The organism is Glutamicibacter sp. PAEs-4, from assembly GCF_051161755.1.
Classification (GTDB): domain Bacteria; phylum Actinomycetota; class Actinomycetes; order Actinomycetales; family Micrococcaceae; genus Glutamicibacter; species Glutamicibacter nicotianae.
Genome location: NZ_CP195017.1, coordinates 1207242 through 1231766, shown reverse-complemented (window position 1 = coordinate 1231766; position 24525 = coordinate 1207242). Strand labels below are relative to the sequence as shown.

Here is a 24525-nt window from a genome sequence, read left to right as displayed (position 1 = left end):
GTGAACGCTTTTCCCTTGAAGAAGTTAATGGCAACCGAGCCGTGCCAAACAGCAAGCAGCAAGCAAAGAGCCAGCATGAATAGCTGCCCGCCCATGTTGACTGTTCCATTGGCATCCAGGTTCAGCATGTAGCTGATGGCGTACGCCAGGGTGGCCAGTGCTTCAATCAGGACCAGCGCGGCAACCACGAAAACACTGGTTGGGCGGGACGAGGTTGTATTTTCGTTGCTCACATCAACAATTTTCGTTGACCTTCTACGGGAACTCAAACCGCAACAATTGACTTTCGCTGTTGTTCGCGCCACACCACCGATAACTAGCGGATCCAGGTGCCAAATGCCATGTGAGAAAGCCCTCAGGCATTCAGCAACTTTTCACTTCCGTGACTCTTGTTTACTTCCGCGTTACATGAAAACCTTATGTGGTTGGTTAAACGAAGTGCCCGAATGGACTTCACCGACCTTTCGAAACGCCAGAAGTTAACCACTAGGCAACCAGGAATTCATTTCACTCCTAGGTCGTTGTTGCCTGTGTGTTGATTGCCGTTGGCGTTTCAGACCCTCTCAGATTTCAAGGAGCATCAATAAGCATGGATTGGCGTAGCCGCGCGGCGTGTCTGGAAAAGGACCCGGAACTGTTTTTCCCAGTGGGAAACACCGGTCCGGCCCTGTTGCAGATCGAAGAGGCCAAGAGCGTCTGCCGTCGATGTGAAGTAACCGAAACCTGCCTGCAGTGGGCCATTGAGTCCGGCCAGGACGCAGGGGTATGGGGCGGCATGAGCGAAGATGAGCGCCGTGCCTTGAAGCGTCGCGCAGCACGAGCTCGCCGCGCTTCCTAATTGAGCTGCGCTCGAGGTAATTCTCGCAACCCGAGACGCTATACGAAATCCGTCAGCGGTCAACACCACTGGCGGATTTCGAGTTTAAACGGCAAATTGTCAGCTCACCTAGGTACATTAAAAGTAGTATTCATGTTCGAAAGGATCCGTTAGTGACTCTGGCCCGCTTCGCGCGCACCGTTCAGGCAGGTGCGTCCGCAAAATGAGCCCGGCCCTGACCGACCCGAACCTGGGCAAGACGCTGGATGGCCGCTACCGGCTCGACCATCTGCTCGCTCTGGGTGGCATGTCACGGATCTACCGCAGCGTGGACAAGCGGTTGCACCGAGCCGTTGTCGTGAAGATCTTGAATGACAACTTCGCCAGCGAGTCCACGGTTCGTGAACGATTCGAATCTGAAGCTGTCATCGCCGCGAATATCACCCATCCGAATGTGGTTTCAATCCGAGATCACAACGTGAGCGACAATCTGGTGTACCTCGTGATGGAATATGTTCGCGGGCGCAATCTCGAACAGGTCATAGAGGAACGCGGGCGTTTTACACCGCGCCAGGCCCTCAGCGTCCTTGAGCAGATTTGCCGCGGTCTCAGCGCCGCGCACAGCGAGGGCATCATCCACCGGGACATGAAACCGGCCAACGTGCTGCTCTCCGATACCGGTGAAGTCAAAGTCACCGACTTCGGCTTGGCCCGTGCCGCGAGCGCCCATACCCAGTCGGCGACGCTCGTGGCAACGCTGTCCCATGTTTCTCCTGAACTGGTTTCAGGCTCGCCAGCCGATTCGCGCAGCGACATCTATGCCCTGGGCATCATGATCTATCAGATGCTGACGGGGCAATTGCCGTATACCGAAACCAATGCAGCCGCATTGATGAAACATCATCTGGACTCCCCCATGCCCCCGCCCTCGGACCTGGTTCCCGATTTGGCCGAAGATCTCGATGAACTCGTTCGATGGTGCACCGAGAAGGATCCGGAAAAGCGTCCGCAGGATGCCTCATTGCTGCTGGAGGAGATCATCCAGATCCGCTCCACGCTCAGCGATGCGCAATTGGATGTCGGTGCCGAGGATCTCGGCGGGATCGAAGATCTCGCACCGCAAGCATTCGCACAGATGCCTACGACGCTGCAGCAGCGCCTTGATGCGATGCAGCGCGAGCGCGAGGAAGAACGTGAACAGCTGTGGCTGGAGCGGAACGCTGCACAGCAAGAGGCCGGCTACGAACTAGACGATGCTCCAGCCGATCCTGATCGTACGACGGTCATTGCCGCCGCCGATGCCACCGAGGTCCTGGACCTTCGCGACGCGCAAGCCACCTTGGCCCCGCCTCGTGCGGCTGATCCCGGCTCGGATCCTGGAATTGCCGCGACGTCGGTGTACTCCCGTGGCGATGAGTTGGAATCAACCGAAGAACATGGCGAAGCCGATGAAGCTCCGCTGTCGGTCCGTGGCCAGAAGCGTGCGCAGAAGCAAGCCGCAAGGAAGTGGCGCAAGGAAGCCCAGGTGCCCACCCACAGTTTGCGCCAGCCGCGCACCGGAACGCAGAGGTTCGTCATCACGCTGATGTGGATCCTCGTCGTCGCTCTGGTGGCCGGCGCAGGATGGTTCTTCGGCCGCGGCCCCGGAACAATTATCCGCATCCCGTCATTGACCGGAATGCTCCAGTCCCAGGCAGTCGCGCAGATGGACGGCCAAGGCGTTCCCGTTCGCATAGGCACCGCCTACGACGATGAGATTGCCATCGGCCGGGTGGTGGATTCGCAACCTGGAACCGGCGAAAACATCATGAAGTTCCAGGGAATCGACCTGATCGTTTCACAAGGGCCGCAGCTTTTTGCGGTTCCGGATGTTGCCGGGAAAACCCTTGAGCAGGCCACCACGGCCCTGGCCGAGGTCGGCTTCGAGGACATTAAGACCACCGAAGCCTACTCGGAATCGGTCAAGGAGGGCGAAGTCATCAGTTCCACCCCGGCCGCCGGCGAGAAATTGCCGAGGAAGAACATCATCACCCTTGCCATTTCAAAGGGACATGCTCCGGTCAGCATTCCCTCGGTCATCGGCCTTGGCAAGGAGGCGGCCAAGGAGAAGCTTGAGGCGGTTGGCCTGGAGCTTGAGGCAGGTGAAGCCGTCCATTCCTCGACGGTCGAAAAAGACCTCATCGCACTCCAGGATCCAGCTCAGGGCACCGTCCCATATGGCAGCACCGTGACGGTAAATCTTTCGCAAGGACCGGAGTACGTCCAGATCCCGTCCGTGATTGGCATGGGCGTGGAAAAAGCCGTCACGACGCTGGAATCCGCCGGTTTTACCGTCAAGACCCATGATGTCTTTGGCGGTTTCGGCCAAACCGTGCGCATGCAATCTCCGCTGCATCAGCAAGCCGTGCGCGGCAGCGAGATCAGCATCTACGCTTTCTAGGGCCGTTGGCGCTTCCAGTTCACAAAAAGATAATCCGGTTCCCGCTTGGGGAACCGGATTACTTTTCTAGCTGCTAGCGATTGCGGCTGCGGCTCTGCAGTGCCGAGGAGACCAGGAAGGCCATTTCCAGGGACTGGCGGTGGTTCAGCCGCGGGTCGCACAGCGACTCATACAGCGAATCGAAGTCTTCCTCGCGGATCGGATCCGCGCCGCCGAGGCACTCAGCAACATCGTCGCCGGTCATCTCCACATGCAGACCGCCTGGGAAGGTGCCCAGCGAGTCGTGCACCTCGAAGAAGCCGCGGACTTCGTCCATGACGTCTTCGAAGTTGCGGGTCTTGTAGCCGTTCTGGCTGGTGACCGTGTTGCCGTGCATTGGGTCGGTAACCCACAGCACCTGTGCTCCTGATGCAGTGACCTTCTCCACCAGGCTCGGCAGCTTCTCGCGGATGTTCTTCGCACCCATGCGGGTGATGAAGGTCAGTCGGCCCGGCTCGCGGTTCGGATCGAGCTTGTCGATCAGCGCCAAGACATCTTCTGGATCCGTGGTTGGGCCCAGCTTCACGCCGATTGGGTTGCGCACGCGCGAAAGGAAATCAACGTGGGCGTGGTCCAGCTGGCGGGTGCGTTCGCCGATCCACAGGAAGTGGCCCGAGGTCGCGTACGGCAGGCCGGTGCGGGAGTCGGTACGGGTCAGCGCACGCTCGTAGTCCAGCAGCAAGGCTTCGTGGGAAGCGAAGAACTCGGTGCGCTTGAGCGCCTCGAAGTCTGCTCCGCAGGCATCCATGAAGCGGATGGCCGAGTCGATTTCTCCGGCCAGCTGCTCGTAGGCGGAGTGCGCCGGATTGGCCATGAAGCCGCTGTTCCAAGAGTGCACGCTGCGCAGGTCGGCGAATCCGCCCTGGGTGAAGGCGCGAATCAGGTTCAACGTGGCAGATGAGGTGTTGTAGGCCTGCACCATGCGCTTTGGATCGTGGGCACGGGACTCCGGCGTGAAATCGAAGCCGTTGACGATGTCGCCGCGGAATGCCGGCAAAGTTACACCATCTCGGGTTTCGTCATTCGAGGAGCGCGGCTTGGCGAACTGGCCAGCCATGCGCCCCATCTTGATGACCGGCATCGAGGCGCCATAGGTCAGCACGACGGCCATCTGCAAGATGGTGCGCACACGCGAGGAAATCTTGTCTGCGGTCGCGTCGGCAAAGGTTTCGGCGCAGTCGCCTCCCTGCAGCAAGAAGGCCTTGCCTTGGGCCGCCGCGGCCAGGCGTTCGCGCAATACGTCGACTTCGCCGGCAAATACCAGTGGCGGACGCGAACCCAATTCCTTGATGGAGGACTGATAGTCCTTGTGCTCACGCCAGGTCGGCTGCTGGGCAATTGGCAGTTCACGCCACAAATCTAGTTGCGGATCGGTGGCGGGGCCGGCTACAGAGGAGCCGGGCAATGGGGTTCGGTTTTCTTCGCTCACCTTGCCCATTCTACGTGGCGTGGGCTCAAAGCACCGCGACGAATGTAACAACGAGCCGTAACACTGCCGCTGGTGCGCTGCTACTTCTTCGCTTTGCGCGGTGCGTAGATATCAACGTAGCTCTGGCCTGAGAGGACATTGATCGCCTTGCGGATTTCGTCGGCGCAGGCACGGAGCGTTTCGGGGTTCGATGGCTGGCCGCCCAGGTGCTCGAAGGTCAGCGGCTTGCCGATCTTGATGCCGACCTTTCCCGGATGAGGCAGGCTCTGGCCGATGGGCTGCACCTTGTCGGTACCGATCATCGCAATCGGTATCACCGGTGCGCCGGTCTCCAAGGCGAGCTTGGCGACACCGAGCTTGGCCCGGTACAACCGGCCATCCGGAGAACGCGTCCCTTCGGGATAGATGCCCAGCACCTGTCCCTGCTCCAGCGCCTTCTTGGCGCTGGCCAGCGAGGCCGCCGATTTCTGCCCGCCTGACCGGTCCATGGGCAGCTGGTTGATGTTGCGGAAGAACCACGCGGTGATCCGGCCTTTGATGCCGGTGCCATTGAAGTACTCGTCCTTGGCCAGGAAGATTACGGTGCGGTCCAGCGCAGCGGGGAGGAACACCGAGTCGCACACCGACAAGTGATTCGAAGCCAGGATTGCCGCGCCGGTTTCCGGCACATTGCCGATGCCCTGGATCTTGACGCGGAAGAAAATTCGGATAAGTGGCCGGACAGCGAAACGCTTGAGGAAGTCGTACAGCACGGCGGGAAAAGTCCTTCTTCTAGTTGACCAGCTACGCGGGAAGAGAAACCGCGACCTTGCTGGTCGAAGCGCACTCCGCACCATTCAATTGTGCACTACGCTCGGAGGTGTAGGCAGAATTCGGGAGGGTACCATGATGAAAATTGATGAAGGCAATACTCCGCTCAATGAGCCCGTGCGCTCCAACGCAGTGCTCTTGATCCATGGTTTTACCGGCTCCCCCGTCGCCATGCGGCCTTGGGCGGATTCCCTGGAGCTGGCCGGGTTCGACACTGACGTCCCGCTTTTGCCAGGCCACGGCACACAGTGGCAGGACATGGTCGGCCGAGGGTACGACCAGTGGATCGGTGCCACCGAAGAAGCGTTCGACGAGCTCGCCAGGACCCACCAGCAGGTATTCGTCGCCGGACTTTCCATGGGTGGCGCGCTGGCTCTGCATCTGGCGACCCGGCGCAACGTGGCTGGTGTGTCGCTGGTCAACCCGGGACTGGTCGTGGACTCCCGCTTGGCGCCCTATACCCGTTGGCTCAAGCATGCCGTGCGCACTGTCGCCCCGATCAGCAATGACATTGCCAAGCGCGGCGTCGATGAAGGGGCCTACCCGCGCACCCCGGTAGCAGCAGTAGCCGAACTCCACGCGCTCTTTGCCCAAACCCGCCGCCGCCTGGAATTGGTCAGCGCCCCGGTGCAGCTCTTCCGGTCCACCGTTGACAACGTGGTTTCGGAGCAATCGGTGCGCGAACTGGTCGGGGGCTTGAACCCGGGCACCTTGGCCGAGCACCATATGCTCCTGCACTCCAAGCATGTGGCCACGCTGGATTACGATGCCGAGCAGATCTTCCATGAATCGGCCCGCTTCTTCGCGCAGCTGGCCGCCAGGGAGCAGAAGCGCAAGGAGGAACGCGCATGAATCCAGATGATGCCCATCCTTCGAACCAGCAAGACCCGCAATGGGATGAGCTGGTCGAGAATTTCCGCCAGCTCGATGCCGCGGCACCACGCGAACCCAGCGCCGAAGAGCGCAAGGCGCAGCTGGAGAAGCTGTTCAACACCGGACCTGCCGCGGTTCGCGGTCCACGCGACTACGAAGTCGACGACACCGGCGAGGAGTTCGTTCCAGAAGCACCCGCCGCACTGGGTTCTGGCGATCCGATGCTGAATCTCGCCTGGGCTGGCGCGGCTGGCGGCCCGCTGGGGTTGCTGCTGTGTGTGCTGTTTTTCCGCTCGGCTCCGGCGTTCATTTATTTCGGTTTGGGAATCATCGCCCTGCTCGGAGTCGCATACTTGCTGAAACGTCTTCCCACTGAACGCGATCCGGGAGATGATGGGGCGCAAGTCTAGAAAACGGCTTTGAGCACGAACCACCGTAGGTTACTCTATAGTAATAAACATGTGATGCGGATTACCCGCAATTGCTAATGGGGTCACACGAAGTTTCAGGAGTTGAAGACCAGATGCGCGAATACAGCTCGCCAATTCGCATTCATTCGCCAGAGCAGTCGAACATTACCGATCTGCTGCTGCGCCACGCGAATTCAGCGGCGAACCCGGCCTTGTTCTCCAAGCCGGGAGCCGACGGAACATGGAATGATGTCACTGCCTCGCAGTTCGCTGCCGATGCCCGGGCCATCGCGAAGGGCTTCATCGCCAACGGCATCGAGGCCGGCGACAGGATCGCCCTGATGGCCAAGACCCGATACGAGTGGACACTGGTCGACTTCGCCATCTGGTTCGCCGGTTGCATCACCGTTCCCATCTACGAAACCTCCTCCCCCAGCCAGGTTGCCTGGATCGTTTCGGATTCCGGCGCCAAGGCCGTGGTTGTGGAGGCCGCCGCCCAAGAAGCGGTCGTGCGCCGCGCCGCCCATCAGGAGCAGCTCGATTCCCTGGATCATGTCTGGCAGTTCGACGGCGGGCTGGACCAGCTCTCCGAAGATGGCAAGAACGTCGATGACCAGCTGCTCGAAACCCGCCGGGCAGGCGCATCCCTGGAAGATGTCGCCACAATCATCTACACCTCTGGCACAACCGGCCGCCCCAAGGGCTGCGAGCTGACCCACGGCAACTTCGTGGAACTGGCCGAGAATGCGGTGGCTGCCTTGCCCGGTGCCGTCTACCCGGGCGCATCGACCATCATGTTCCTGCCGCTGGCCCACGTATTCGCCCGTTTCATCTCGGTGGTCAACGTGGCCGCCGGCTGCCGCACCGGGCATACCCCGGATGTCAAGCACCTGCTCGAGGACCTGCAGTCCTTCAAGCCGAATTTCATCCTCGCCGTGCCGCGCGTCTTCGAGAAGGTCTACAACTCGGCCATGCTCAAGGCCGAGGACGGCGGCAAGGCCAAGATCTTCCACGCCGGCGTCAGCGTCGCGGTGGCGTATTCCAAGGCCACGCAGCAGGGCAAGGTTCCGCTGGCGCTGAATCTGAAGCACAAGCTCTTCGACGCCCTGCTCTACAAGAAGCTGCGCACCGCCATGGGCGGCAACATCCGCCATGCCGTCTCCGGAGGCGGCCCGCTGGGCGAACGCCTGGGCCATTTCTTCAACGGGATGGGCGTGACCATTCTGGAAGGCTACGGACTGACCGAAACCACCGCGCCGATTTCGGTCAATACGCTTGACCGCATCAAGATCGGCACCGTCGGCAAGCCGCTGCCGGGCAACGCCGTGCGCATTGCCGCTGACGGCGAGATCCTCGCCAAGGGCATCTGCGTGATGCGCGGCTACCGCAACCGCCCGGAACTCCAGGACGAGACCTTCACCGACGGCTGGTTCCACACCGGGGACATCGGCGAGCTCGATGCCGATGGATTCTTGAAGATCACCGGCCGCAAGAAGGAAATCATCGTGACCGCTGGCGGCAAGAACGTGGTTCCTGCCCTGCTCGAGGACCAGATCCGCGCCGACGCGCTGGTATCCCAATGCGTCGTCATCGGCGAGGGCCGGTCGTTCATTGCGGCCCTGGTGACCCTGGACCAGGAAGCCCTGCCGGGCTGGCTGGCCCGCCACCAGATGGACAAGGACCTGTCGCTGGAGGAGTTGTCGACCCACCCGAAGGTGCTCGAAACCGTGCAGGCGGTAATCGACAAGGCCAATGCCTCGGTCTCCAAGGCAGAGGCAATCAAGTCCTTCCGCATCGTGCCCGCTGACTTCACCGAGGAAACCGGCCATCTGACTCCCTCGATGAAGATCAAGCGTGCGGTAGTGCTCCAGGACTACGAAGCAGTGATCGATCAGATCTACTCGGCTCCCAAGCCCACTGCATAATCCAGCACAGCATGAGCCAGCTCCCACGATTCGCGAGCTGAAGCGGCCCAAGGCAACTTGAGGCCGCTTTGCTGTGTCCGGGCATAGTAGCTGCGCGGCAGGACCACGCGGCTGAACGCCGGGGCAGGGTGGTTCTGGTGCTCGTGGCCGAGCACCGCGTAGATCAGGTTCGCGGCAAGCTCCTTGCGGCCATTGGCCAGCAGCCATTCCACCAGTTCCATCAACCGGTCTTCGGATTCGGCGCTGGTATCCCCCACCGCCACCAGCACGTTCACACCGGTGAATTTGCCTTCCCTCACCGATTGCACGCGCTGCGGCCCGGCCGTGGCTACCGTGGCCTGGCACTCCAGCTCGCCGAATTGCTCGGCCAAGTGCTCGGCAATTTCGCAAAATGGCAGATGCGTGTCAAGGGTGAAGACCAGTACCGAGATGGGCAGGATCCTGGATCCCAGCTCGGCAACTTGTTGCTTCAGCTCCTCGGGCGCAGCCCCGGGCTTCGTCTTGTGTGCGCGCATCCCTGCTCCTTCAGCTAGTTGGTTCGCACGATCATTTGCGGCAGAGCGCAGGGGCCCGCAACCGTGGTCGCGAGCCCCTGCGCTCCGGGTACGGCGGGTGCTACTTCGGTTCGATGACCAGCAGCAGATCACCGCCCTGCACCTGGCTGGTGCCGTTCAGGGTTACCTGGCTGACCACGCCGCCGGTGTTGGCGGTGATGCCTGCCTCCATCTTCATGGCTTCGATGGTGGCTACCGACTGGCCGGCCTCGACCAAGTCGCCGACCTTGACGTTGACCGTCACGGCTCCGGCGAATGGTGCGGCGACATGGCCCTTGTCGTTAGGGTCGGCCTTCGGCGCGGACTTCACGGTGGATTCCACCGATTCATCGCGGACCCTGACCTGGCGGGACTGGCCGTTGAGGTTGACCACGACGGTGCGCAGGCCCTTCTCGTCAGCTTCCGACACCGATACCAGCCGGACGAGCAGTCGGACGCCGGTGCCCAGCGAGATGACATGCTCGATGCCTGGAACCAGGCCGTAGAGGTAGTCGCGGGTGTGCAGCACGGACAAATCGCCGTAGTTCTCCACCGACTTCTCGAAGTCGCGGGTTGGGCCTGCGAAGAGCAGCCGGTTCAGGGTGCCGCGGATCGTCTCCGAATCCGACTTCAGCGCCGCCGCGTCTTCCGCCGAGAGGTCCTCGATACGGGCCTTGACGTTGCGTCCCTGCAGCGCCTTCGTGCGGAATGGCTCTGGCCATCCGCCTGGAGGGTTGCCCAGCTCGCCCGAGAGGAACTGGATGACCGAATCCGGGATGTCGTAGTTCTGCGGGTTCGCTTCGAAGTCCGCGGCGGGCACGCCGGAGCCGACCAGCTGCAGGGCCAGGTCGCCCACGACCTTGGATGACGGGGTAACCTTCACCACGTTGCCGAGCATGTCGTTGACCGAAGCGTACATCGACTCGATGGCTTCGAAACGCTCGCCGAGGCCCAGCGCGATGGCCTGCTGGCGCAGGTTCGAAAGCTGGCCGCCAGGAATCTCATGCTGGTAGACACGGCCGGTCGGCGCCGGCAGTCCGGATTCGAATGGCCTGTACATCGCGCGCACTGCTTCCCAGTACGGTTCGAGCGACGCCACTGCATCCAGCGACAGGCCCGGATCGCGTTCGGTGAATTCCAGCGCCGCGACCAGTGCGGACGCCGAAGGCTGCGAGGTGGTGCCCGCCATGGCCGCGCTGGCCACGTCCACGGCGTCGACGCCGGCATCGATGGCAGCCATCAGGGTTGCCAGCTGGCCGCCGGAGGTGTCGTGGGTGTGCAGGTGCACCGGCAGGTCGAAGCGTTCGCGCAGCGCGGTCACCAGCTTGGTGGCAGCGGCCGGGCGCAGCAGGCCTGCCATGTCCTTAATCGCGATGATGTGCGCACCGGCATCGACGATCTGCTGGGCCAGGTCCAGGTAGTAGTCCAGGGTGTACAGCTTCTCGTTGGCATCCAGCAGGTTGCCGGTGTAGCACAGGGCCACTTCGGCGACCGCGGTGCCGGTTTCGCGCACTGCCTTGATGGCCGGGGCCATCTGCGAGACATCGTTCAGCGCGTCGAAGATGCGGAAGATGTCGATGCCGGCGGAGGCTGCTTCCTTCACGAACGCGTCGGTTACCTCGGTCGGGTATGGGGTGTAGCCCACGGTGTTGCGTCCGCGCAGCAGCATCTGCAGCGGGATGTTCGGCAGCTCGGCGCGCAGCAGCTCCAGGCGCTTCCATGGATCCTCGCCCAGGAATCGCAGGGACACATCGTAAGTGGCACCGCCCCAGACCTCCATGGAGAACAGCTGCGGCACGTTGTGCGCGTAGGCCGGAGCGGCGGCGAGCAGGTCGCGGGTACGCACGCGGGTGGCCAGCAGCGACTGGTGCGCGTCGCGGAAGGTGGTATCGGTGATGCCCACCGCCTTCGAGTCGCGCAGCGCCTTGGCAAAGCCCTCGGGGCCCAGCTCCAGCAGCTTCTGGCGCCAGCCATCAACCGGTGCGGCAGACTTCGATGGGCCGTCGAATGGCGAACGCTCCGGCTCGTCGGACTTGTCGCCCGGGAACGCGGGAAGCTTCTTGCGCGGGTCGATGCCCTCGACACGGCTGCCATTGGGCTGGTTCACCGTGACATGGGCCAGGTAGTTCAGCGCCTTGGTGCCGCGGTCCTGGGACTCGTTGCCGGTAAGCAGATCCGGACGGGAATCGATGAAGTTGGTAGCGACATCACCGGCCAGGAACTGCGGGTCGCTGAGCACATTCTGGATGAACGGGATGTTGGTGGCCACGCCGCGCACGCGGAACTCGGCCAGCGCACGGCGGGCGCGGGCCACGGCGGTGGCGTAGTCGCGGCCGCGGCAGGTGAGCTTGACCAGCATCGAGTCGAAGTGCGGCGAGACCTCCGCACCGGTGTAGATCGTGCCGCCATCCAGGCGTACGCCCGAGCCGCCGGCCGAACGGTACACCGTAATGGTTCCGACATCCGGACGGAAGCCGTTGGCCGGATCTTCGGTGGTGATGCGGGACTGCAGTGCCCAGCCACGCACCTGGACTGCATCCTGGCTGATGCCCAGGTCCTTCAGCGATTCGCCGGAGGCGATGCGCATCTGCGCCTGGACCAGATCGATGTCGGTGACTTCTTCGGTCACCGTGTGCTCCACCTGGATGCGCGGGTTCATCTCGATGAAGACGTGCTGACCGGCGCGCTCGCCCACGGTATCGACGAGGAATTCGACGGTACCGGCGTTCTGGTAGCCCAGGGTTTGGGCAAACTTCACGGCGTCGCGGAACAACGCCTGGCGGATCGACTCGTCCAGGTTCGGTGCCGGAGCGATCTCGACAACCTTCTGGTGGCGGCGCTGCAGCGAGCAGTCGCGCTCATGCAGGTGGACGATGTTGCCTTGCTCGTCGGCGAGGATCTGCACCTCGATGTGGCGCGGACGCAGCACTGCCTGCTCCAGGAAGACGGTTGGATCGCCGAAGGCGGTGCCGGCTTCGCGCATGGCCGCCCCCATCAGTTCCGGCAGGTCTTCGCGCTTGTCGACGCGGCGCATGCCGCGCCCGCCGCCGCCGGCTACTGCCTTGACGAAGATCGGGAAGCCGATGCGATCGGCCTCGGCGACCAGGTAGTCGACGTCGTCGCTTGGCTCGGAGGATTCCAGTACCGGAATGCCTGCTTCGCGGGCCGCTTTCAGTGCCGCGACTTTGTTGCCGGCCAGTTCAAGCACGTCCGCCTTTGGACCGATGAACTTGATGCCTTCTGCTTCGGCAGCGCGGGCGAGGTCGGGGTTCTCCGAGAGGAATCCGTAGCCCGGGTAAATTGCGTCCGCGCCGGCTTCTTTGGCAACGCGGATAATCTCGTCTATATCCAGGTAGGCTCGGACCGGATGGCCCTCTTCGCCGATCTGGTAGGCCTCTGCGGCCTTCTGGCGGTGGATCGAATTGCGATCTTCATGTGGGTAGACAGCAACGGTCTTTGCGCCCAGCTCGTAGCCGGCACGGAAGGCACGAATTGCAATCTCACCGCGGTTGGCGACCAAGATCTTTTCAAACATAGTGTCCCTACATCGAATCATTACACGCTGGCACAACGGCACCCTCGGGACTGTTTCCGCCAGGTGCTTGCCCGCCATACCAGCGTGTCGGGTCTCGAAAAGCGGCAAGCATTTGCCACTTCTGTGAAATACCCTACACGGGGAATCTCCAGAACGTCCAAACATTTCATCTTGTGGTCAGACCACATGAAATAATTGGAGCTGTGAAGTTTTAATCACTAACTTGTGCCTAATGGCAAAAACTCACGTTGCAAAGTCGGTGAAACGCCGGTCGGCACACTATGATGATGAGAGACTAAAAATTCGGTGGGACGTTTAAACTAACGAACAGTGAAAGGCGTGGTCTGGTCCGTGCACGTAGTGAGCATCAGCAGCCTCAAGGGTGGCGTAGGAAAAACCTCCGTGACACTCGGATTGGCTTCAGCAGCACTTGCCGCCGGCATTCCGACTCTCGTCATTGACCTGGATCCCCATGCGGATGCCAGCACTGGCCTCGGAGTCCGGGCTAACGGAAAGCAGCCAATTGGGCAGATGCTCAAGAACGCTCGCCGTGCCCGCCTGCAGGATCAGGTTGTCGCCAGCGCCTGGCAGTCAAAGGCAGCAGAGAAGAAGTCCCGCACCCGCATTCCAGTGCTCGACGTTGCTGTTGGCGACGCCTTCACCGGAATCTACGATCGCCCTGATCTGCGCACCCGCGACCTGCGCCGCCTCTCCCAGCTCCTGAGCCGCACCAGCGGTTACCAGCTGGTGCTCATCGACTGCCCGCCATCGCTCAACGGCCTGACCCGCATGGCATGGAGCGCATCGGATCAGCTCCTGCTGGTCGCAGAACCCAGCCTGTTCTCCGTCGCCGGCACCGAGCGCACCCAGCGCGCATTGGAACTGTTCCGCCGCGAGTTCGCTCCGTCCTTGGGACCGGTACACGTCGTCGCCAACCGGGTCCGCAAGGATTCTGCAGAGCACACCTTCCGCTTGGGCGAAATGCGCCAGATGTTCGGCGATTCCATGGTCAAGCCCGAAATTCCCGAGCACCCGGAGTGGCAGCAGATCCAGGGCGCCGCGTATTCGGTGCACCAGTGGCCTTCGAAAGCCACCGCTCCGATGCTGGCCCAGTTCGACGCCTTGCTCAAGGAAGTCATGTCTGTCGCAGGCCCGAACAACACCTAGGATCTCCGGACGATATCTGGAGAAATTGGAACTTAAACTACTGGCCGGATCTTCCTTCGTGGAAGATCCGGCCAGTAGTTTAAGTATTGGTTTCCAGTCCCGAGCTTAGCCGACGTTACGAGCGGCCTTGGCGGCACGACGGGCAGCCAGCTCGTCTTCAGGCAGGGTCTGCTGCGCAGAGCTCTCAGATGGCAGCTGGGCCAGCGATCCTTCGACCTCGCGCCAGACGCGGCCCACGGCGATGCCGAACACGCCTTGGCCCTTCTGGACGAGGTCGATGACCTCATCGGCGCTCGTGCATTCGTAGACCGAAGCGCCATCGCTCATCAGGGTGATCTGGGCAAGATCCTCGACACCGCGTTCACGCAGATGCAAAACAGCCGAACGGATCTGCTGCAGTGATACTCCGGTGTCCAGCAACCGCTTGACGACCTTGAGCACGAGGATGTCCCGGAAGGAGTAGAGCCGGTGGCTGCCAGAGCCCTTGGCTCCGCGCACTGCTGGCTCCACCAAGCCGGTACGTGCCCAGTAGTCGAGCTGGCGGTAGGTGATGCCTGCCGCCTTGCACACAATCGGACCACGGTAGCCTGCATGCTCGTCCAGCTCAGGCAGGTCATCGGTGAAGAGCAACCCTTGGGTACTGGATTGCTTGGTGCCACCATCGACCCCATAGTGAGGTCCAGTCTGGCGAGACTCCATCCAATTGCTCCTTGCGTGTCAGCACGTTCCTAAACGAGTATCCAGGGACCGAATAAGAACCGCGCAGATGCGAGTGATGAGTATCAAAATACAGCTCTATTTAAATGTCCCTATGCAAAGACGGTACGGCGATAATGCCTAATGGTCAAAGACCTTCAAGCTTAACTTTAAGGCGTGTCGCGCGAGCTTCGGGAATTACCCAATTCAAGGCCTGTATTCCGCTGAAACCAAACGTCCGATTTCTATGAGGAGAAATCTTCTGGATCAATGTTGTCCAAGAATTCCCGGAATTCCCGCATTTGCTCCTCGGGCGCTTCTTCGCCGTCTGACTCGTTTTCGATCGCCACTCCTGCTTCCTCCAGGACATCCTCGGCGCACATGATGGGGCACTGCGCGCGCACGGCCAGCGCCACCGCATCAGAGGAACGCGAATCCACGCGTTTGCCGTTGGAGAGGACGAGTTCGGCGACGAATACGGCGTTGTGCACCGAGACGATTTCGATCCGTTCAAGTTTCACGCCCATGCTTTCAATGACGCTGATCAACAGGTCGTGAGTCATCGGACGCGGCGGTGTGAGCCCTTGCTCGGACATGGCAATGGCCGAAGCCTCGGGCGCGCCAATCCACAGCGGCAGGTAGAGATTCCGCTCTGGATACTTGAGCAGCAGCAGCGGCTGATTCGCCGGCAGTTGAATACGGATCCCGGCAAACTCCAGTTCCAGCATGCTAGCCCCTTAGAGTTGTGGTTTCCTGTTGGAATTCAGCCTAGCGATCTAGTTGGGAAATAGCACGTTGCACTAGGGCTTCGTGAATTTCCAGGCACTGGCGGGAGATTTCCTGGGCCTCTTCCGCGGCACGGGCGCGGGCGGAAACTTCCGGCTTTTTCAGTTCGTTGCCGACAATCGATTCGATCAGCGAGAACTCGCGATCGGCCGCGGTGCGGAACTGCCGCAGATGGCGGGGCTCGACGCCATGACCGGCCAGCTGTACCGCCGACTTGGTGACCTTGATGCTGCTGGCGTCGAACAGGCCAGCCAACGGTTCGATCAAGCCAAACTTGATCAATTCGCCGATGAGATCCTCACTGGCGCCGGTCAGCCCCTGCAGCTCAGCCATGGAGACCGAACGGGCCTTTCGCTCCACGGCCTCGGCCATGTCGTTGTTGACTGCCTTGGGAGCCACCGGGGCTCCCCCAGGCAATGCCGCCGGTGCTTCACCGCGGTCCACCGAGTCAAGGTGGTCCTTGATGACCTTCAAAGGCAGGTACTGGTCGCGTTGCACGGACAGGATGAAACGCAAGCGGCTCACGTCCGACGCGGAGTACTTCCGGTATCCGGCTGAGGTGCGTTGCGGGATGATCAAACCCTTGTCTTCCAGGAAACGGATCTTGGAAGCGGTGACGCGCGGGAATTCATCCTTGAGTTCCGAGAGCACTTCGCCGATATTCAGCGCGGCCTGCCGGACGGCCTCGTGGCGTGGTGCCTCGAGTCGTGGGCTGCGGGCTGCGTCAAAGATCGGCAAAGGGTCTACACCTCGGATGTATGGATATGTCGGCGTGCCAGACGCCGGCGGACAAAACCTCGAACTCTACCAGTTTAAAGGTTGGGAACGCTTTGGTAGAAATTCAGGCGGAATTTGCCAATCTGAACTTGCACGCCGGTGCTCAAAGGGATTTCATCGATGCGGTCGCCGTTGATGTAGGTGCCGTTGAGCGATCCGATGTCGCTGAGGGTGAAGCGCTCGCCAGTACGGGAGAACTTGGCGTGACGACGCGAAACGGTTACGTCATCCAGGAAGATATCGGCGTTCGGATGCCGGCCTGCGATGCTCTCGTCGGTGTCCAGCAGGAAACGTGCGCCCTTATTCGGTCCTGAATGGGCGATAAGCAGCGCAGAACCAGCTGGAAGGGCGTTAACTGCGTTTTTCTCATCTTCACTCAGGGTGTAGATGACCGAAGGTTCAGCACCCTTGTGCGCCCCAGGAAGAGCGATATTGGTCGTCTCAGAGGCAGACTCGTTGTGCGGGTCAACCGGCCGATGTTCCGACATTGTTGGGTCCTCCAGAAAATTCTGCTTACAGTTCGTGCGTGACGACCTTGTGTTCTACGTTGGCACAGTCAGTATTACCAAACTATTTACAGATTAGCCTACTCACTGCCCAAGTGATAACAGAAAGTACATATTTTCCGATGCGCCGGATGGCCAGTGTGGCATGATGCCATTAGAGAAGAAGATGCACTGGGATCGCCAACACTTCGATCTTTTCGCACAGATGAAATCGATGCAAGGCCATATCAGGAACTTTCAGGTGAATCATGACGAAAATACTGCTCAAGCGGGCATACGCAGCGCCCAGCGCCGAGGATGGCTACAGGATTCTGGTTGACAGGCTCTGGCCGCGCGGGCAAAGCAAGGCGGTGCTCCAGCTGGATCACTGGGCCAAGGGCATTGCGCCGAGCACCGAGCTGCGCAAGGGCTGGGATCATGACCCCGCCCGCTTTGATGAATTCGCGCAGCACTATCGCACCGAACTGAACCAGAATCCCGCAGTCGACGATTTCCTGGAATTACTCTCCCAGCATCCAGTGGTCACCTTCGTCTACGGAGCGAAGGATGAGCAGGCTAATCACGCGATGGTGTTGCGTGACTATCTGCTGGATCAGCTGTCTGCTCCGTAGGAGGCACGAAGCACACGCCGTCGGCGCACACCATGTCCGAAGCGACAACCTGCTGAAGATCGAAGCTGAATTCCCCGCCCACCGTGGCACCTTTCGTCGAATAGCCCTGTCCTAGTGGTACAACCGCGCCAGCCCAGCAAATATTCCGGACTTGACGCCGCGACCGACTCCAGCAAGATGCCGATGGCACCGCGAGATATTCGCGGTGCCATCGTTATTCTAGGTGCCGGAAGTCAGCGCACTGCTTAGCGCTGATCGAGCAGGATCGGTTCGAAGAAGCCGGCCAGCTCTTCGGTAGCGTCCAGCGGCAGGATGCTGGCTACGTACATGTCCGGACGGACAATCACGATCGCGCCATCGCGGGAGATCTGGCGCTCCTCGAAGATATCTGAGCCTTCCCGCGTGGTGTAGACCTTCTCGTAATCCATGAGTCCGAAGTCCCCGATGTTCGGACGGAACACCTTGGGCGCGTCGTTGACGTTCATCGTGGTGTAGTCCTGCTGGTAGACGACCTTGATGTCGAACAGCGCATCGGTGTCGGCGCCCTTCGGGGTGAAGCGCACCAGCGGCGACCGCTCGTCCTCCAGCAGCCAGCTCGACAGGTCGGCAATCTTCTGCGACTGCCCGATTGGCAGCTGGTCTGCGAAGACGTAGATGCGGTAGCGGCCATCGGCCCGGTGGTGGTGGCCCAGGTGCTTCGGATTGGCATCGGCCAAGCGCATGACCTGCGAGGAGCGGAAGCGCTTGCCCATAGGGAAGCCGGCAGCCAGTTCCTGGTAGTCCTTGCCCGCGGTCAGCGACGACTGCGGGTACTCGGTCATGAAGCCCGCAGGGAATTCGGCTGTGCGCACGTAGAACTCGGCAACGCCTTCCTGGCCTTCGAGCTCCTCGGGCGAGGCGGCCATGATGGAGGACCACTTCTTGTCGAAGTCGATCAGGTCCTTGGCGATCACCTTGCGTTCCTCCGAGTAGGTGCGCAGCAGGCTTTCCGGAGCCCGGCCGGAGAGCACGTAGCCGATCTTCCAGGCCAGGTTGAAGCCGTCCTGCATGGACACGTTCATGCCCTGGCCTGCCTTGGCCGAGTGCGTGTGGCAGGCATCGCCGGTGATGAACACGCGTGGTTCGCGGGTACCGATTTCCTCGACCGCTACATCGTCGAAGCGGTCGGCCAGTCGGTGGCCCACTTCGTACACGCTGTGCCACGCAACGTCCTTGACCTCCAGGGTGTATGGATTCAGGATCGCCTTGGCGCGCTCGATGATTTCTTCCAGCGGGGTCTCGCGGACCTTGCCGTTATCCCCTTCCGGAACTTCGCCGAGGTCGACGTAGAGGCGGAAGAGCTGCCCGCCTTCGCGCGGGATCAGCAGAATCGAGCCGGCCTTGGAATGGATGGCGCATTTGGTGCGCACGTCCGGGAAGTTGGTCAGCGCCAGGGTATCCATGACACCCCAGGCGTGGTTGGCCTTATCGCCCGAGAGCTTCGCGCCAATTGAGCGGCGGACATTGCTACGGGCCCCGTCGGATCCGACCACATACTTGGCCCGCACTACGCGCTCGATGCCCTCGTTGCCATCCGTGCAACCGATCAGGGTGACCTTGACGGGATACTCCTCGCCGTCTTCGACGACCAGTTTCTTGAAATCCCAGCCGTAGTCCGGGACGGTGCGGGCTGGCGAGTTCGCGGCGAATTCAGCGAAGTAGTCGATGACTCGAGCCTGGTTGACGACGAGGTGCGGGAATTCGCTGACACCCATTGGGTCATCGGGGGTGCGGTCGGTGCGGATGATCCGCTCCGGGCTTGCCGGGTCGGGATTCCAGAAGGTGGTTTCCTTGATGATATAGGCCTCGGCGGTGATGCGCTCGGCAAAGCCGAACGCCTGGAAGGTCTCGACGGTGCGCGACTGGATTCCGTCGGCCTGGCCGATTTCCAGCCGGCCCGGGCGCCGGTCGATGATGCGGGTGTGCACATCAGGGAATTGGGACAGCTGGGCGGCGGTGATGATCCCGGCAGGACCGGCGCCGACGATCAGCACATCCATTTCATCCGGCAGCTCGGCGGGACGATTTACGCCCGCACCAGCAGCTGGCTGCACTCGTGGATCAGCCGAAATGTATCCGTTGTGGTGAAACTGCACCGTTTCATCCCCCAATTCCCTCTGATGACCTCAGTCAATACGCTACTTGTTCGATATTAGAACTCCATGATCTTTTATCGCACATTAATCATATACGATCTGTGAGCTCACACACAAGCGGACGTAGGCGGCACCCCACGCGCTCGGGTCGCTTGATGCCCTTTGCTGCAGATGCTCCCACTGCGCGCCAGCAGACTCCAGTACTTGTTGTTCATGGAGGTTCGAACTGCACTTGAGCGCTCGGTGCGCTGCTGGCCTTTGCGCAGACCACCCGGGAGCCGGGACTGTGCAGCTGGCAGCAAGCAGCGGATGAATTGGATTGCAGCTGAGCCGTGCCCACCCCGCGGCACGTTCGTCGGCGGTTCGGGCCGCGAACCGGAGAATCGAAACGGCGGCTTGAGTGGCAGTTGCTGGCTGGCAGAGGGCTACTTAACCAGCTCGACGTGTCCGGCTGAGACTGAGAGGCGATGCACTACCGCGTGCTCGCGCATTTTCTGCTGCCATCGCCGGTCATGGCTCACCGTGATCACGGTGCCCGGGTAATCCACCAGTGCGGCTTCCAGCTGCTCGACCAGGGCCGGGGAAAGATGGTTTGTCGGCTCGTCGAGAAGCAGCACCTGCGCCTTGGTGCTGACCGCAACGGCCAGTTCCAAGCGGCGGCGCTGGCCCACCGACAGCGCCATGGGATGCCGCTGGAAATCCTGCGGCGCAAACAAGCCAAGCTTGGCCAAGGACGCACCAGCATCCTGGACGTACTGGCTGGTGGCCGAGGCGAAAGCTTCGATCAGGCTGTCGCCGGGAAGGATCCCGATGTCCTGGCGCAGCCAAGCGCAGTGCAGGTGAGCAGCGCGCTCGATCCGCCCCGCGGTGCATTCCAGTTCGCCGGCAAGCATCTTCAGCAACGTAGATTTGCCAGCGCCGTTGGAGCCGGTGACCAGCCAACGTTCACCGAGCTTGATTTCGAAGCTGCCGGTGGACAGTTTCGGCGCGATGCTGCGCTGCGCGTTCATCACCTTCAGCAGGGTTTCACCGCTGTGCTGGCCTTCGCCGCCGCTAGGCATGGCGAATGCCAATTCGGCGGCAGGCTCAGGGGCACGGTGGGTTTCGAGTTCCTCGATACGCGACTTGGCTTGGCGAATCTTCGAAGTCGAGCCGTGGCTGGAATCGCGGGCACGGAAATTGCCGTGCCCGAAACCTGCCTTCTCCTGCTTGCGCGGGATGGCGGCAACGCGCGAAGCGTACTTGTCGACCAGATTCTGCGAACGCTCATACTCCTGGACCCAATTCTCATAAGCCACGCGGATTGCGGTTCTCTCCTGCTCCTTGGCATGCAGGTAACCGTCATAGCCGTTGCCGTAGTGCGCGAGCTGGCCATCGCTGACCTCGATGATGGACCGGGCGAAGCGCTTGAGGAACATCCGGTCGTGGCTGATCAGCACCAGGGCGCCGCGGTGCTTGTCGATGGTCCGCTCCAGCCAGTTCATGGCTGTCTCGTCAAGGTCGTTCGTCGGTTCATCCAGCAGAAGCAATTGCGCACCGGAGCACAGCACGCAGGCCAGGGCGAGTCGCGAGGATTGCCCGCCAGATAGCTGCGCAACGGGTCGTTGCCGGTCCATCTGCCCCAGCCCCAGCTGCTCCAGCGCGCTGTCCAGGCGTGGCGCCAGCGAATAGCCGTCGGCGGCTTCGTACAGATCGGTAACTTTCTGCAGCTGCTGCAGGAGCCGTTGGGCCTGATCCTCCGGGGCATCGTCGAGCCTATTGGATATGACGCGCATCAAGGTTTCCAGTTCGCGGAAGCGCTGGTGGTAGGAGTCGATCACCTGCTGCACGCTCATCGCTTGCGCGAAGCGCGGGTTCTGCGCCGCATAGGCCACGGCGCCGGGCGCGTTCATCGTGCGCTGCCCGCGGTCGGGTGCCAGATTTCCGGCGATGACACGCATCAGCGTAGATTTGCCCGAACCATTATCGCCAAGCACGGCGATGCGATCGGTAGCGGAAATGGACAGTTCGATGCCGGCGAGGACATCTCGTTCGCCGAAGCTGACCGCGATGTCCTGCAACAAGCAGACGTAATCCGGTTCGGTGTCTTGTTCGCGCCGATCGGAGGGGCGCACATTCCGGGAGTGGGTCATGGGTCATTCCTGCCTCGCACCGGTTCCGCCCGCCGGAGCAGGCTTCGGTGCTGGTGGTTGGAGGCACTCGCAGGTGCCGAGGACTTGGCGGCAGCGAAGCAGAGCTCAACGCTGGCTGGCGCCTAGAGGAAATGGATCCCAAGAATTATCGTGCCCATCGTCCAAGGCTAATGCTCTGGGTTCGGTGCTGGCAAGGCTCGTGCGGCTAGAGATCGATATTGCCTTCGATGAGCACATTCGTGGCTCCGCCCACCCAGAGCTGCCCGTCGGCCATCTCCAAATGCACTTCTCCATCGCGTCCCGCCTTGGCGCCCTGCCGGTTGACCAGCGGCGCGGCGGCATGCCCGGCGTCGATCAGCCATTGCGCGGCCGCGCCATTCAGGCTCCCGGTGACCGGATCCTCGCGCACTGCGCCGTTTTCGATGGTCAGCGCCCTCACCTCGAAGCCCCCGCCTGGCGTACTGGGTGGCAACGCGCCAAGGACCCCGATCTTCCAGCGGCCGAACCGCTGCGGAGCCTGCGCCGAGATCTCCAGGACCTGCTGCGCATCCTGCAGCAGGATAGCGGCCCAGCCTGGGCCGTTGTCCACCCATTGCGCGTCCACCACCTGCTCCGTGCCGATGCCCAGGATCTGCAGCATTTCCGCCAGTTCCTGCTGCCCGATCGCGCCGGTGCGCGTCGCCGGCGGCGAGGCGAAGGACAGCAGCTCGCCGTCGATCCTGATCGGCACCAGCCCGGCACCGCATTCGGCGATCAGCTGCTTCGGGTCGCGCGGCACTCCCCCGGCCTGCAGCCAGGCGCGTGCAGTGCCCAGGGCCGGGTGGCCGGCAAACGGGTATTCGCGGTCGCGGGCGAAGATCCGGAACCGGTAGTCGGCCTGCATGTGGCGTGCCGGCAGGATGAAGGTGGCCTCCGAGAGGTTGGACCACAGCGAATAGTTGCGCATCGCTTCGTCCTCCAGCCCGTCGCCATCGAGCACCACACCCAAGGGGTTGCCCTTGTACGGGACGGTGCTGAAGACATCGACCTGCTGGAATCTGCGTTGCATTGGACCATCCTCCGTATGTTCAGGCGCGGGATGCGCAATTGCCGGCGGGCACGGCAAAACCCCGCCGAGAAGTCATCTCGACGGGGTTTTCCGATCGGTTGGTCGGGCTAGCGGGATTTGAACCCACGGCCTCCTCACCCCCAGTGAGGCGCGCTACCAAGCTGCGCCATAGCCCGATGCCCTCGCAGCCGTTATCCCCAAGTCGTGAGAACCAAGGGTGCCGTCTGCGAAAAGCTCCTCCATTAGCCTACACCAAGTGAAGGGCTAAATTCGAAATTTAGCGATTGCGCCCGCGGCGTTCGCGGATTCGCATCGAAACTTCGATCGGGCTGCCCTCGAAACCGAAGGTTTCGCGCAGCCGGCGGGTGATGAAGCGGCGGTAGCCCGGATCCAGGAAGCCGGTGGTGAACAGCACGAAGCGCGGCGGGCGGGCCGAGGCCTGGGTGCCGAACAGGATGCGTGGCTGCTTGCCGCCGCGCACCGGGTGCGGGTGGGCCGCGACAAGCTCGCCCAGGAAGGCATTCAGCTTGCCGGTCGGGATGCGCTTGTCCCAGGATTCCAGCGCGGTATTCAGCGCGGGAACGAGCTTGTCCTTGTGCCAGCCGGTCTTCGCCGAGATGTTCACTCGCGGGGCCCATTCGATGTGCGCGAGGTCGCGTTCGATCTCCTGCTCAAGGTAGTAGCGGCGGTCCTCGTCCACCTCATCCCACTTGTTGTAGACGATGACCATCGCGCGGCCGGCCTCGATGGCCAGCTGGATGATGCGCACGTCCTGCTCGGAAATGGTCTCGTTGGCGGCCAGCAGGATCACTGCAACCTCGGCCTTTTCCAGCGCGGTCTGGGTGCGCAGCGACGCGTAGTAGTCCGAGCCGACGGCCATGTGCTGGCGGCGGCGGATGCCTGCGGTATCCACGAAGCGCCAGACTTCGCCGCCCAGCTCAACCAGTTCGTCCACCGGGTCGCGTGTGGTGCCGGCGTAGTCGTCGACCACCACCCGCTCGGAACCGGCCACCTTGTTCAGCAGCGAGGACTTGCCCACGTTCGGGCGGCCGATCAGCGCGATGCGGCGCGGACCGCCCGAGGGGATCATGCCGCCAAACGCCGAATGCTCCGGCAGCTTCTCCATGACCGCGTCCAGCAGGTCGGCGGTGCCGCGGCCGTGCAGGGCCGAGACCGGCCAGGGCTGGCCGAAGCCCAGGCCCCAGAGCACGGCGGCTTCGGCTTCCTGGTTGAAGTCGTCGACCTTGTTGGCCACCAGGAAGACCGGCTTGCCCTTCTTGCGCAGCATCTTCACCACGGCCTCGTCGGTGGCGGTGGCCCCCACATGGGAGTCGACCACGAAGAGGATGGCGTCGGCGACGTCGGCGGCGATTTCCGCCTGGTCGGCCACCGAGGCGTGGATGCCCTTGGCATCGTGCTCCCAGCCGCCGGTGTCCACGATGGTGAATGGGCGTCCCATCCACTCGGCGGAGTAGGACACGCGGTCGCGGGTGACGCCCGGGGTGTCCTCCACGACCGCTTCGCGGCGGCCGAGGATGCGGTTGACCAGGGTGGACTTGCCCACGTTGGGGCGTCCGATGACAGCCAGGACCGGTGGAATGACGACGTCTTCATCGTCGTCGTCGAAGTGGTCCAGGCCTGCCAGCAGGGCCGAGTCCTCGTCGTCCAGTTCGTAGTCTTCCAGTCCGCTGAGCAGGGCCTTGGCGCGGACGTCGGCCTCTTCCTCGCTCAGTTCGGCCAGGCGCTCGGCGATATCGTCGTCTCCAACGGGGATGTATTCCTCGTCGTGGGTGGAGTTGTTCTCGCTCATGATTTTCCCTTCACAGCGATCGTAATCTTCATCGGCTCTCGCCGAG

The 24525-nt window shown here is 61.9% G+C and carries 19 protein-coding genes and 1 tRNA gene; 7 read left to right on the top strand and 13 right to left on the bottom strand.

Annotated features, from left to right (window positions below):
- Positions 1–589: 589 nt before the first annotated feature.
- Both ACR9WD_RS05785 and ACR9WD_RS05780 read left to right on the top strand, forming a co-directional pair.
- Positions 590–838 carry a WhiB family transcriptional regulator gene (locus tag ACR9WD_RS05785; protein WP_013348560.1) on the top strand — a complete coding sequence of 83 codons (249 nt, stop codon included), beginning with the start codon at positions 590–592 and terminating at the stop codon, positions 836–838.
- Positions 839–1040: 202 nt separating this feature from the next.
- The gene (locus ACR9WD_RS05780) at positions 1041–3257 is read left to right on the top strand and encodes a protein kinase domain-containing protein (RefSeq protein WP_434922903.1); all 2217 of its coding nucleotides are present in this window, start codon (positions 1041–1043) and stop codon (positions 3255–3257) included.
- A 73-nt stretch (positions 3258–3330) separates the two neighbouring features.
- Here the strand turns inward: ACR9WD_RS05780 and ACR9WD_RS05775 are convergent, their stop codons facing one another.
- Both ACR9WD_RS05775 and ACR9WD_RS05770 read right to left on the bottom strand, forming a co-directional pair.
- The gene (locus ACR9WD_RS05775) at positions 3331–4734 is read right to left on the bottom strand and encodes a class II 3-deoxy-7-phosphoheptulonate synthase (RefSeq protein WP_434922902.1); all 1404 of its coding nucleotides are present in this window, start codon (positions 4732–4734) and stop codon (positions 3331–3333) included.
- Between the two features lie 71 nt (positions 4735–4805).
- On the bottom strand, positions 4806–5477 hold the full coding sequence (locus ACR9WD_RS05770; protein ID WP_208644137.1) for a lysophospholipid acyltransferase family protein: 672 nt from the start codon (positions 5475–5477) through the stop codon (positions 4806–4808).
- A 133-nt stretch (positions 5478–5610) separates the two neighbouring features.
- On the opposite strand from ACR9WD_RS05770, the gene ACR9WD_RS05765 reads away from it, so the two are divergent.
- From ACR9WD_RS05765 to ACR9WD_RS05755, 3 genes are all read left to right on the top strand, one after another.
- Positions 5611–6387, top strand: a complete 777-nt coding sequence (locus tag ACR9WD_RS05765; RefSeq protein ID WP_434922901.1) for an alpha/beta hydrolase — start codon at positions 5611–5613, stop codon at positions 6385–6387.
- Positions 6384–6818, top strand: a complete 435-nt coding sequence (locus tag ACR9WD_RS05760; protein WP_052253602.1) for a hypothetical protein — start codon at positions 6384–6386, stop codon at positions 6816–6818. The genes ACR9WD_RS05765 and ACR9WD_RS05760 overlap by 4 nt, the downstream gene beginning before the upstream one ends.
- 113 nt (positions 6819–6931) lie before the next feature.
- Positions 6932–8743, top strand: a complete 1812-nt coding sequence (locus ACR9WD_RS05755; protein ID WP_434922900.1) for an AMP-dependent synthetase/ligase — start codon at positions 6932–6934, stop codon at positions 8741–8743.
- Here ACR9WD_RS05755 and ACR9WD_RS05750 read toward each other — a convergent pair.
- Positions 8716–9258, bottom strand: coding sequence for a hypothetical protein (locus ACR9WD_RS05750; protein WP_038990352.1), 543 nt, complete (start codon positions 9256–9258; stop codon positions 8716–8718). The two genes, ACR9WD_RS05755 and ACR9WD_RS05750, sit on opposite strands and share 28 nt — an antisense overlap.
- A gap of 100 nt (positions 9259–9358) precedes the next feature.
- Positions 9359–12811, bottom strand: coding sequence for a pyruvate carboxylase (locus ACR9WD_RS05745; RefSeq protein WP_434922899.1), 3453 nt, complete (start codon positions 12809–12811; stop codon positions 9359–9361).
- A 351-nt stretch (positions 12812–13162) separates the two neighbouring features.
- Here ACR9WD_RS05745 and ACR9WD_RS05740 point away from each other — a divergent pair, with 351 nt between their 5' ends.
- Positions 13163–13978 (top strand): ParA family protein, encoded by an 816-nt coding sequence (locus ACR9WD_RS05740; protein ID WP_149596656.1) that lies wholly within the window; start codon positions 13163–13165, stop codon positions 13976–13978.
- A gap of 105 nt (positions 13979–14083) precedes the next feature.
- Here the strand turns inward: ACR9WD_RS05740 and ACR9WD_RS05735 are convergent, their stop codons facing one another.
- The 4 genes from ACR9WD_RS05735 to ACR9WD_RS05720 all read right to left on the bottom strand — a co-directional run bounded on the left by ACR9WD_RS05735 (position 14084) and on the right by ACR9WD_RS05720 (position 16725).
- Positions 14084–14677, bottom strand: a complete 594-nt coding sequence (locus tag ACR9WD_RS05735; RefSeq protein WP_038990350.1) for a MerR family transcriptional regulator — start codon at positions 14675–14677, stop codon at positions 14084–14086.
- 242 nt (positions 14678–14919) lie between these two features.
- Positions 14920–15402, bottom strand: coding sequence for a bifunctional nuclease family protein (locus ACR9WD_RS05730; protein ID WP_038990348.1), 483 nt, complete (start codon positions 15400–15402; stop codon positions 14920–14922).
- Between the two features lie 40 nt (positions 15403–15442).
- Entirely contained in the window at positions 15443–16198 is a 756-nt protein-coding gene (ftsR, locus tag ACR9WD_RS05725; protein WP_246857142.1) for a transcriptional regulator FtsR, read from the bottom strand.
- Positions 16199–16272: 74 nt separating this feature from the next.
- Entirely contained in the window at positions 16273–16725 is a 453-nt protein-coding gene (locus ACR9WD_RS05720; protein ID WP_038990347.1) for an FHA domain-containing protein, read from the bottom strand.
- Positions 16726–16991: 266 nt separating this feature from the next.
- Between ACR9WD_RS05720 and ACR9WD_RS05715 the strand changes: the two genes are divergently transcribed.
- Positions 16992–17354 carry a DUF488 domain-containing protein gene (locus ACR9WD_RS05715; RefSeq protein ID WP_038990346.1) on the top strand — a complete coding sequence of 121 codons (363 nt, stop codon included), beginning with the start codon at positions 16992–16994 and terminating at the stop codon, positions 17352–17354.
- A gap of 245 nt (positions 17355–17599) precedes the next feature.
- Here the strand turns inward: ACR9WD_RS05715 and ACR9WD_RS05710 are convergent, their stop codons facing one another.
- The 5 genes from ACR9WD_RS05710 to der form a co-directional block, all read right to left on the bottom strand.
- A complete protein-coding gene (locus ACR9WD_RS05710) occupies positions 17600–19489 on the bottom strand; it encodes an FAD-binding monooxygenase (protein WP_434922898.1) in 1890 nt (629 codons plus the stop codon).
- 425 nt (positions 19490–19914) lie between these two features.
- Complete coding sequence (gene abc-f, locus ACR9WD_RS05705; protein ID WP_434922897.1) at positions 19915–21621, bottom strand: ribosomal protection-like ABC-F family protein; 1707 nt, start codon at positions 21619–21621, stop codon at positions 19915–19917.
- A gap of 205 nt (positions 21622–21826) precedes the next feature.
- Complete coding sequence (locus tag ACR9WD_RS05700; RefSeq protein WP_434922896.1) at positions 21827–22669, bottom strand: PhzF family phenazine biosynthesis protein; 843 nt, start codon at positions 22667–22669, stop codon at positions 21827–21829.
- A 99-nt stretch (positions 22670–22768) separates the two neighbouring features.
- Positions 22769–22845, bottom strand: a tRNA-Pro gene (locus tag ACR9WD_RS05695).
- Between the two features lie 101 nt (positions 22846–22946).
- A complete protein-coding gene (gene der, locus ACR9WD_RS05690; protein WP_121866508.1) occupies positions 22947–24479 on the bottom strand; it encodes a ribosome biogenesis GTPase Der in 1533 nt (510 codons plus the stop codon).
- Between the last annotated feature and the right edge of the window lie 46 nt (positions 24480–24525).

What these genes read in the sequence shown, in the direction of transcription:
- ACR9WD_RS05785 (WP_013348560.1), top strand. Translation starts at nt 590, where the DNA reads ATGGATTGGCGTAGCCGCGCGGCGTGTCTGGAAAAGGACCCGGAACTG.
- ACR9WD_RS05750 (WP_038990352.1), bottom strand. Translation starts at nt 9,258, where the DNA reads ATGCGCGCACACAAGACGAAGCCCGGGGCTGCGCCCGAGGAGCTGAAG.
- abc-f (WP_434922897.1), bottom strand. Translation starts at nt 21,621, where the DNA reads ATGACCCACTCCCGGAATGTGCGCCCCTCCGATCGGCGCGAACAAGAC.
- der (WP_121866508.1), bottom strand. Translation starts at nt 24,479, where the DNA reads ATGAGCGAGAACAACTCCACCCACGACGAGGAATACATCCCCGTTGGA.
- ACR9WD_RS05745 (WP_434922899.1), bottom strand. Translation starts at nt 12,811, where the DNA reads ATGTTTGAAAAGATCTTGGTCGCCAACCGCGGTGAGATTGCAATTCGT.
- ACR9WD_RS05715 (WP_038990346.1), top strand. Translation starts at nt 16,992, where the DNA reads ATGACGAAAATACTGCTCAAGCGGGCATACGCAGCGCCCAGCGCCGAG.
- ACR9WD_RS05700 (WP_434922896.1), bottom strand. Translation starts at nt 22,669, where the DNA reads ATGCAACGCAGATTCCAGCAGGTCGATGTCTTCAGCACCGTCCCGTAC.
- ACR9WD_RS05755 (WP_434922900.1), top strand. Translation starts at nt 6,932, where the DNA reads ATGCGCGAATACAGCTCGCCAATTCGCATTCATTCGCCAGAGCAGTCG.
- ACR9WD_RS05780 (WP_434922903.1), top strand. Translation starts at nt 1,041, where the DNA reads ATGAGCCCGGCCCTGACCGACCCGAACCTGGGCAAGACGCTGGATGGC.
- ACR9WD_RS05720 (WP_038990347.1), bottom strand. Translation starts at nt 16,725, where the DNA reads ATGTCGGAACATCGGCCGGTTGACCCGCACAACGAGTCTGCCTCTGAG.
- ACR9WD_RS05765 (WP_434922901.1), top strand. Translation starts at nt 5,611, where the DNA reads ATGATGAAAATTGATGAAGGCAATACTCCGCTCAATGAGCCCGTGCGC.
- ACR9WD_RS05775 (WP_434922902.1), bottom strand. Translation starts at nt 4,734, where the DNA reads ATGGGCAAGGTGAGCGAAGAAAACCGAACCCCATTGCCCGGCTCCTCT.
- ACR9WD_RS05760 (WP_052253602.1), top strand. Translation starts at nt 6,384, where the DNA reads ATGAATCCAGATGATGCCCATCCTTCGAACCAGCAAGACCCGCAATGG.
- ACR9WD_RS05735 (WP_038990350.1), bottom strand. Translation starts at nt 14,677, where the DNA reads ATGGAGTCTCGCCAGACTGGACCTCACTATGGGGTCGATGGTGGCACC.
- ACR9WD_RS05730 (WP_038990348.1), bottom strand. Translation starts at nt 15,402, where the DNA reads ATGCTGGAACTGGAGTTTGCCGGGATCCGTATTCAACTGCCGGCGAAT.